Below are 8,845 nucleotides of genomic sequence, written 5' to 3'. Positions count from 1 at the left end.
GCAGACCGCGGCCGTCGCGCGGGGCCGCAGCCGGACCAGCGCCGCCGCGGCCGGGAGCAGCAGGGGGAAGGCGGGCATCATCAGCCGCGGCCGCGAGCCGAAGTAGCCCGAGCCCACCAGCGAGATCACCACGATCCCGAACGTGTAGACGAGCAGCGGCACCGGCTGCCGCTGCCGGACGCACAGCCACAGCACCCACAGCACCAGCCCCAGCGCGGCGCACAGCCCCAGCCCCGCCAGGACGTCCGCCCGCAGGGTGTCCGCGACGAAGGCGGCGAGCGCACGGCCGCCGTCGAAGCTGTTGCCCCACTGGGCCTGCACCTGGAAGTAGCCGAGCAGCTGCCCTTCCCGTACGGCGACGAACAGGACGTACGACAGCCAGCCCAGCGGGGCCGTCGCCACCCCCAGCAGCATCCGCCGGTGCCGGCGCAGCAGTGTCACGGCCCCGTCGCCGGCCCGGAACTCCCGCACCAGGACCACGGCGGCGGGAACCGCGACCGCCGCGACGACCGCCGCCGCCGACGGCCGGGTCAGCCCCGCGAGCACGGCCAGCGCCCCGGCCGCCGGCCAGCGGCCCGTCAGCACGGCGTACAGCGCCCAGGCGGCGAAGGCCGTGAACAGCGTCTCGGTGTACGCCATCGACTGCACGAAGCCCGTCGGGGCCGCGCCCCACAGCGCGGCCAGTACGACGCCCGCCCGCCACCCGTGCAGCCGGGTGCCGACCGCGAAGATGCCCCAGGCGGCGAACAGCGAGGCGGTCCAGCTGATCAGCAGCCCCGCGTCCGCCGCGTCCAGCGGGCCGACCGCGGACACCGCCCTCTCCAGGGCGGGCAGCAGCGGGAAGAAGGCCAGGTTGGGGTGGGCGCCGCCACCGGGCAGCGCGACCTCGAAGCCGTAGCCCTGCTCGGCCACGCGCACGTACCAGACCGAGTCCCAGCGTCTGCTCAGCAGCTGCCTGGCGTCCTCACCGGCCGCGGCCGCCGAGACGGCCAGGATGAGCAGCCCGGTCAGCCGCACCGCGGCGTACGCCAGCAGGGCGGGCCCCGCCGCGCGCAGGGCCGCACCGGCGCGCCCGCGGCGGGTGCTGTCCGGCGGCCCGGCCGGCGGCGCGTGTGTGCGTTCGAGCATGGTGGCGATTATCCGCGAACCGGGCACCGCGCCGCGCCACGGGGCCTTCCCGGCTCCGGCTCCCGCACCCGTCCCCGTATCGCTCGGGCTCCCGTTCTCCCGGTTCCGGCTCCCGCCCCCCGGATCGCTTCGGCTCACGCAGGTTCCGGCTTCCGCCCACCTGGTCCCCGGATCGCTCCGGCATCCGTTCCGGTCCGGCTGCCGCTTCGGTCCTCCCCTGCGCCCTCCGGGCCGGCTCGTCGGGTCGGGTGCCGCTCCTGACCCTGCCGCGGCTCCGGCGGTGTGCCGGTCCGCCGCCCCGTATCAGGCGCCGCTCATGTCGCGGGCCACGGCGCGCGCCGCCTTGCGGGCCGCCACCAGGACCGGGTCCCACACCGGGGAGAACGGCGGCGCGTAGCCGAGGTCCAGCGCCGTCATCTGCTCGACCGTCATCCCGGCGGTGAGCGCGACAGCCGCGATGTCCACGCGCTTGCCCGCGCCCTCCCGGCCGACGATCTGCACCCCCAGCAGCCGCCCGGTGCGCCGCTCGGCCAGCATCTTGACCGTCATCGGACGGGCGCCCGGGTAGTAGCCGGCCCGGCTGGTCGACTCGATCGTCACCGTCACGTACCGCAGCCCGACCTCGTCGGCCTGTGCCTCCAACAGGCCGGTGCGCGCGATCTCCAGGTCGCACACCTTGCTGACGGCCGTGCCGACCACCCCGGGGAAGGTCGCGTAGCCGCCGGCGGCGTTGCTGCCGATGACCTGGCCGTGCTTGTTCGCGTGCGTGCCGAGCGGGATGTGCCGGGGACGGCCGGAGACCAGGTCCAGCACCTCCACGCAGTCGCCGCCCGCCCAGATGTCGTCGTACCCGCGCACCCGCATCGACAGGTCGGTGATCAGTCCGCCCGAGGCGCCCAGCGGCAGTCCGGCCTCCCGCGCGAGCGTGGTCTCCGGGCGCACCCCCAGGCCCAGGACGACCAGGTCGGCCGGGTATTCCGCGTCCCGTGTCCGGACGGCCGTGACGCGGCCGTCGTGACCAGTGCGCACCTCCGTGACCTCGGCTCCCGTCACGGTCTCGATGCCGAGGCCGCACATCGCCTCGTGCACCAGGGCTCCCATGTCCGGGTCGAGCGTGGACATCGGCTGTTCGCCGCGCTCCAGCACGGTCACCCGGCAGCCCCGGTTCACCAGCGCCTCGGCCATCTCCACACCGATGTACCCGGCCCCGACGACCACGGCGTCCAGCCCGGCCGGGTCCTCGCCGAGCGAGTCGGCGAGGGTCCGTCCGTCGTCCAGGCTCTGCACTCCGTACACGCCCGGGGCGTCGATGCCGGGGATGCGGGGGCGCAGCGGGCGGGCGCCGGTGGCGATGACGAGCCGGTCGTACCGCTCCCAGCGGCCGCCGTCCGTACCACCGTCCGTATCGTCGTCCGTTCCGCCGTTCGTACCGCCGACCGACTGTTCCCCGGCGGAGCCGGGCGGGTCGAGGTCCCGGACCCGCACCCGCTTGCCGGCGGTGTCGATCTCCGTGACCTCGGTGCGCATCCGCAGATCGATGGCGCGCGCCCGGTGCTCCTCGGCGGTCCGCGCGACGAGGGCCTCCGGACCGTCGACCTGGCCGCCGACCCAGTACGGGATCCCGCAGGCGGAGTACGAGGTGAAGTGGCCCCGCTCGAAGGCGGTGATCTCCAGCTCGTCCGGGCCCTTCAGTCTGCGGGCCTGGGACGCCGCGGACATGCCCGCCGCGTCGCCGCCGATGATCACGAGTCGCTGCGCTGCCATGCCGGTTGCCTCCGCGGGTTCGGCTCTGCCGCGCTGTGCGCGGGGTCTTCAGCCTGCCACCCACCCGCTACCCGCGACCACGCCGGGTCATCGCTCCCGGCACCCGGCCCGTCCGGCTCACCCCTCACTCCGGCCGCCCGGGCGGAAGCCGGTGCCGGTGGCAGGCCCCGGTGACGTCCGGGGTGTCCGGGGCGAGGGGAGGGCCGGGGTTCGGACGGCCTTGCACGGGAGGGACGCGGCCGCGGAGAGGTCCTCGACGCTTGCGTGTCCGTGGGGCCGCCCCCGCCGGGCGAACTCTCCGGCACCGTGCGGCCACCCCCGCCGGGCGAACTGTCCGGCACCGTTCGGGCGGCCGCAGACGTGCGATGGAGGGCTCCCCTCCCGGAGGCCACGGCCCCGGCGCCCGGCGCCCGGCGCCGGAAGCCGCGGCCACGCCCCCGCCGCGTCAGGGCTTGCGGGACTCCTCCGGAGCACCCGAGGCACTCGTAGCACCCGAAGTACCCGGAGCACCGGCCGGCTCCTCGCCCTGCTCCGGTACCCGCGCGGGTACCGGATCCCTGCCCGGCAGGGTGTACGGGCCGGGGGCACCCGCCGGGCGCAGCCGGGCCGGGACGAAGCGGCGCAGCGCCCGCCACAGCACCAGCAGCAACGCCAGCGCGGCCAGGAACGGCAGCGTCGCCCCGAGCCCGACCGCGATCCACCGCAGCACGGTCACGAAGGCGTGCCAGCCGCCCGCCAGCGCGTCGAGGAAGGACGCCTCGTCCTCCTCCTTCTCCTTCTTCTCGACCTCGGTCTCCGAGAGCACCAGGGTGACGGTGGCCATCGCGGTGCGCTCCTCGAGCGACGCCTGCTGGGCCTTCAGCGCCTCCAGCTCCGCCTGGCGGGTGCTCAGCTCGCCCTCCAGCGACACGATGTCGCTCAGCTGCGTGGCGTCCTCCATCAGCTCCCGCACCCGGTTGACGCTCGCCTGCTGGGACTTCAGGCGGCTCTCGACGTCGACGACCTGGTCGGTGACGTCCTTCGCCTCGACCTTCCGCTCGATGAGCTTGCCGGTGCCCGCGAGCTTCTCCAGGATCTCGTCGTACTCCTGCTGCGGCACCCGCAGCACCAGCCGGGACTGCTCGTGCCCGGAGCCGTCGCGGTCGGTCGTCTCGTCGCCGATGTAACCGCCCGCGTTCTCGGCGGCCGACCGGGCCTCGCCGACGGCCGTCGGCACGTCCTCGACCCGGACGGTGATCGTCGCCGTACGGATCACGTGTTCGGCCGCGAGCACGGGCGCCTTCCTCGTGTCCTCCCGCGCGCCGCCCCCCGCTTCCTGCCGGCCCGCGGCGCTGTCGTCACCGCCCGCGAGGTTGTTGTCGTCCGCCTTGTCCCGGGCGCCGCCCTCCTCGGCGCCGTCCGCCCGCTCCGGAGCGGCCACGCCCCGGTCGGCGGACACGCCCGACGAACTCTCGCTGCCGGAACAGCCGGCGAGTCCGAGGGCGGCGACGAGGAGCGCGGCCGAGGCGGCCGTCGAGGCGCGGGTGAGCCGTGCGGAGCGCGCGGCGGAGCGTGGCGTGGAAGCGTGCATGGTGAGTCCCCCCCCAGGGAGTTTCGCGTCTGTCTCCGTTCGACGGGGCGGCCGGAGCCCGGGTTTCGGCCCCTTGATCCCGATGCGGTCACGGTCCGGCTTCGAACCGGAACGGCGGCCGGGCCCGGAACCACGGCGTCCGCCGGGCGCGTCCGTGTCCGGCGGCTCCCGGCCGGGCCCGTACCGCGGTCCCGCGCGGGCCGGTGAGACAGTGGTGCCATGAGGGAAACGGACGCGCGCCCGGGCCATGTCGTCGTCGTGGGAGGCGGTGTCGCCGGTCTCGCGGCCGCGCACCGGCTGCTCGGGGGCGGCGCCCGGGTGACCGTCCTCGAAGGCTCCGGGCGGCTCGGCGGCAAGCTGCTCGCCGGGGAGATCGCGGGGGTGCCGGTGGACCTCGGGGCCGAGTCGATGCTCGCCCGCCGCCCGGAGGCCGTGGAGCTGGCCCGCGCGGCCGGGCTCGGGGAGCGCCTCCAGCCGCCCGCGACCGCCTCCGCCGCGCTGTGGACCCGGGGCCGGCTGCGCCCGATGCCCAAGGGCCATGTGATGGGGGTGCCGGGAGACCTCGCGCCGCTCGCCGAGTCCGGGGTGATCTCGCCGGAGGGGCTGGCCCGGATCGAGCGGGACCGGGAGCTGCCCCGTACCGAGGTCGGCGAGGACGTCGCGGTCGGCGGGTACATCGCGGCCCGGCTCGGCCGGGAGGTGGTCGACCGGCTGGTCGAACCGCTGCTCGGCGGCGTCTACGCCGGGAACGCGTACGCCATCTCGATGCGCGCCGCCGTGCCGCAGCTGTACGAGGCGGCGCGCGCCGAGCGCTCGCTGACCGAGGGCGTACGCGCGATCCAGCGGCGCACGGCGCGGCAGCCCGCCGCGGGCGGCCCGGTGTTCATGGGCATCGACGGCGGTGTCGGCACCCTGCCGCCCGCGCTCGCCGGGGTCTGCCGGGCCGCGGGAGCGGAGATCGCCACCGGGGTGACGGTGACCGGTCTGCGGCGCACGGCGCACGGCTGGCGGCTGGAGCTGACGGGGCCCGGCGCGGAACGGGCCGCCGGAACCGCCGCCGCCCGCGCCGAAGCGGACGCCGGGAAGACGGCGGGGAGCGGGAGGACGGACGCGACCGGGAGGACGGACAGGGACGGGACGGCGGAGGGGACCGGGAAGGCGGGGGAGGCCGGGCGGTCCGGGGCCTCCGGGGCCGGCGCCGCAGCCCGCGCGGCGGAGGCGGCGGGCGGCGCCGCGTCACCCGGCGCCGGGCGGGCGGTCCTCCACGCGGACGGTGTCGTGCTGGCCGTGCCCGCGCCCGCCGCCGCGCGTCTGCTGGCGGACGCGTCACCGGCCGCGTCGGCCGAGCTGGCGGCCGTCGAGTACGCCTCGATGGCGCTGGTCACGATGGCCTTCCGGCGCGCCGACCTGGCGTCGCTGCCCGAGGGCAGCGGGTTCCTCGTGCCCCCGGTCGACGGGCGGACGATCAAGGCGGCCACCTTCGCGAGCCGCAAATGGGGCTGGATCCGGGACGCGGACCCGGACCTGTTCGTGCTCCGTACCTCCGTCGGCCGCTTCGGCGACGAGGCGGACCTGAAGCGCGACGACGCCGACCTGGTCGAGCTGTCGCTGCGCGATCTCGGCGAGGCGGCGGGGCTCGCCGCGCGTCCCGTCGCGTCCCGGGTCACCCGCTGGGACGGCGGTCTGCCGCAGTACCCGGTCGGCCACCTCGGCCGGGTCGCCCGGATCCGGGAGCACCTCGCCGGGCTGCCCGCGCTGAGCGTCTGCGGAGCCGCCTACGACGGCGTCGGCATCCCGGCGTGCGCGGCCGGCGCCACCGCGGCCGCCGAGAGCGTACTGGCCACCCTGGCGCCGGGCACCGCGGACGGCGGAGGAGAATGGGCCTCATGAGTGCTGCTGCTGAGAAGACCCCGAATGCCGGGAAGAAGGCCAAGGACCTCAACGAGGTCATCCGCTACACCCTCTGGTCCGTGTTCCGGCTGCGCGACGTCCTCCCCGAGGACCGCGCCGGCTACGCGGACGAGGTCGACGAGCTGTTCGCGCAGCTCGCCGCGAAGGACGTCACCGTGCGCGGCACGTACGACGTCTCCGGCCTGCGCGCCGACGCCGACCTCATGATCTGGTGGCACGCGGAGACGGCGGACGACCTCCAGGAGGCGTACAACCTCTTCCGCCGCACCCGGCTCGGCCGGGCGCTGGAGCCGGTCTGGTCGAACATGGCGCTGCACCGCCCCGCCGAGTTCAACAAGTCGCACATTCCGGCCTTCCTGGCCGACGAGGAGCCGCGGCAGTACGTCAGCGTCTACCCCTTCGTGCGGTCGTACGACTGGTATCTGCTGCCGGACGAGGACCGCCGCCGGATGCTCGCCGACCACGGCAAGATGGCGCGCGGTTTCCCGGACGTGCGGGCGAACACCGTGCCGTCCTTCTCGCTGGGCGACTACGAGTGGATCCTCGCCTTCGAGGCCGACGAGCTGTACCGGATCGTCGACCTGATGCGGCACCTGCGCGCCTCCGAGGCCCGGCTGCACGTCCGCGAGGAGGTCCCCTTCTACACGGGCCGCCGCAAGCCGGTCTCCGAACTGGTCGCCGGGCTGGCCTGAGCCCGGCGGAAGGCACCGAGCTGGGCCCGCAGCAGCCGGGCCGCCCGGCCGCCCCGCCCCGGTGCCGGCCCCGAGCGCTCCCGGTGCCACCGGGCGAGGGCACGCCGTACCGGCCGCTCCAGCGGCTCGCCGGCCGCCGCGTGCTCGGCGAGGACGTGCTCGGCGAAGTGGAGCGCGTCCCAGCGGTGGCCGCCGCTGAGCGGCCGGAGCCGGGCGTAGGCCAGGAACGCGGGCCGGTAGCGGGCGCCGAGGATGTCCGGCAGCTCCGGCGCGACCTTGGCGACCACGTCGGCGCGCTTGGCTGCGAGCGCGCGGCTCTGCACCCGCAGGCGTTCCGGGTCGAACCCCGCGGGGACGGGACCCCAGGCTACCAGCGCGGACAGCAGCGCGGTCTGGGCCGCGGCGACCCGGGTCCGCGCGCCCCCGGCGGACTCCACCGCGGTGCGGTCCCGCCGCTCGGGACGCGGGCCCGCGGTGCCCGGGACACCGGCCGGGCGGGACGGCGCGGGGCGCGGCGCCGCCGTCACCGCGCGGATCGCGTCCAGTTCGCGCGCCAGCTCCGCCGCTTCCGGGAAGTTGTCGTCGCGTTCCAGCAGCACCCCGGGCGGCTCGGCGCGGGCCAGGAGTTCCGCGAGGATGCCGAGCACCGCCGGGGGCACGGGGTGGGCATGGCTGTCGTGCCAGACCCCGTCGCGTTCGACGCCGCCCGCCACGTGTACGTACGCCAGTGCCCCGGGCGGCAGCGCGTCGAGCACGGCGGCCGGGTCCTCGCCCCGGTTCACGTGGTTGGTGTGCAGATTGGCCACGTCGATCAGCAGCCGTACTCCCGTCCGTTCGACCAGTTCGGCGAGGAACCGCCCCTCCGTCATCTCCTCGTCCGGCCAGCGGACCAGCGCCGCGATGTTCTCCAGGGCCAGCGGTACGGGCAGCGCGTCCTGCGCGGTCCGTACGTTCTCGCACAGCACGTCCAGCGCGTCCCGGGTGCGCGGAACGGGCAGCAGGTGACCGGCCTCCAGCCGGGGAACCCCGGTTCCCGGCCCGCCGGCCCGTACGAACGCGATGTGCTCGGTGACCAGGGGGGCGCCCAGCGCCTCGGCCCGTTCCGCGAGCGCGGCCAGGCGGTCCGGTGCCGGCCGCTCCGGACCGCCGATGCCGAGCGACACCCCGTGCGGCACCACCGTCGTGCCGCGCGACCGCAGCCGCCGGAGCGAGTCGGGGAGCCGGCCCGGGCGGATGTTCTCCGCGACGACCTCCACCCAGTCCAGCCCGGGCAGCCCCTCCACCGTGTGTGCGATCTCGGGCCGCCAGCCGATGCCCGTTCCCAGATGCGGCATGTTCCCGTCCCCCCGTGCTGTGCCGTGCCGTGCGGTACCCGTGCTGTGCTGCGCTTCCCCGGCCGGTGGGCGCCCGTGTGCCGCTGAAGCGGACGGTCCGCGGAGCGGCTGAGCGGACGGCCCCGCCGCGCGGGTGGTCGGCTGTGCGGTTGGTCCGCCGTGCGGTTGTGCCGGGGTGTCGTTGTGGTTGTGGTTGTGCCGGTGTGATGGCCCCGGCACCGGCCGGGCAATCGTGCGCGCAACCGGTTCAGAGCAGGATTTGAGCTTCCGGGGCGGCCGGTGGTCCCGCGGACCGGCTCCGGTTCCGGGGCGCGGCAGACCGGTTCCGGCACGGGGTCGCGGGACCGGACGGGCGCGCGACGGGACGGGCGAGCGACGGGACGGGCGAGCGACGGGACGGGCGCGCGACGGGACGGGCGCGATGAGGAACGGGCGGGCGGGCGTGG

6 protein-coding genes are annotated in these 8,845 nt (G+C 76.2%); 2 read left to right on the top strand and 4 right to left on the bottom strand.

The features are described from left to right. The 3 genes from GCU69_RS04575 to GCU69_RS04565 all read right to left on the bottom strand — a co-directional run. Positions 1-1,128: hypothetical protein (locus tag GCU69_RS04575; RefSeq protein WP_156205190.1), on the bottom strand; the 1,128-nt coding region annotated here is incomplete at its 3' end. A gap of 303 nt (positions 1,129-1,431) precedes the next feature. Beyond that, positions 1,432-2,892, bottom strand: a complete 1,461-nt coding sequence (locus GCU69_RS04570; RefSeq protein WP_156205189.1) for an FAD-dependent oxidoreductase — start codon at positions 2,890-2,892, stop codon at positions 1,432-1,434. Between the two features lie 445 nt (positions 2,893-3,337). Further along, positions 3,338-4,462 carry a DUF4349 domain-containing protein gene (locus GCU69_RS04565; protein WP_098754163.1) on the bottom strand — a complete coding sequence of 375 codons (1,125 nt, stop codon included), beginning with the start codon at positions 4,460-4,462 and terminating at the stop codon, positions 3,338-3,340. A gap of 219 nt (positions 4,463-4,681) precedes the next feature. Between GCU69_RS04565 and hemG the strand changes: the two genes are divergently transcribed. Both hemG and hemQ read left to right on the top strand, forming a co-directional pair. Continuing rightward, on the top strand, positions 4,682-6,352 hold the full coding sequence (gene hemG, locus GCU69_RS04560) for a protoporphyrinogen oxidase (RefSeq protein ID WP_156205188.1): 1,671 nt from the start codon (positions 4,682-4,684) through the stop codon (positions 6,350-6,352). Next, entirely contained in the window at positions 6,349-7,065 is a 717-nt protein-coding gene (gene hemQ / locus GCU69_RS04555) for a hydrogen peroxide-dependent heme synthase (protein WP_156205187.1), read from the top strand. The genes hemG and hemQ overlap by 4 nt, the downstream gene beginning before the upstream one ends. Here hemQ and GCU69_RS04550 read toward each other — a convergent pair. Further along, a complete protein-coding gene (locus tag GCU69_RS04550) occupies positions 7,014-8,399 on the bottom strand; it encodes a DUF692 domain-containing protein (protein WP_156205186.1) in 1,386 nt (461 codons plus the stop codon). The genes hemQ and GCU69_RS04550 overlap by 52 nt on opposite strands. Between the last annotated feature and the right edge of the window lie 446 nt (positions 8,400-8,845).

The organism is Streptomyces lycii (genome assembly GCF_009735685.1).
Taxonomy (GTDB): Bacteria; Actinomycetota; Actinomycetes; order Streptomycetales; family Streptomycetaceae; genus Streptomyces; species Streptomyces lycii.
Note: the sequence above shows the minus strand (reverse complement) of the source record. Positions and strands in the feature narration are given on the sequence as shown.

Excerpts from the sequence above, each read along its gene's own strand:
- hemG (WP_156205188.1), top strand. The coding sequence starts at position 4,682 with ATGAGGGAAACGGACGCGCGCCCGGGCCATGTCGTCGTCGTGGGAGGC.
- GCU69_RS04570 (WP_156205189.1), bottom strand. The coding sequence starts at position 2,892 with ATGGCAGCGCAGCGACTCGTGATCATCGGCGGCGACGCGGCGGGCATG.
- GCU69_RS04565 (WP_098754163.1), bottom strand. The coding sequence starts at position 4,462 with ATGCACGCTTCCACGCCACGCTCCGCCGCGCGCTCCGCACGGCTCACC.
- GCU69_RS04550 (WP_156205186.1), bottom strand. The coding sequence starts at position 8,399 with ATGCCGCATCTGGGAACGGGCATCGGCTGGCGGCCCGAGATCGCACAC.
- hemQ (WP_156205187.1), top strand. The coding sequence starts at position 6,349 with ATGAGTGCTGCTGCTGAGAAGACCCCGAATGCCGGGAAGAAGGCCAAG.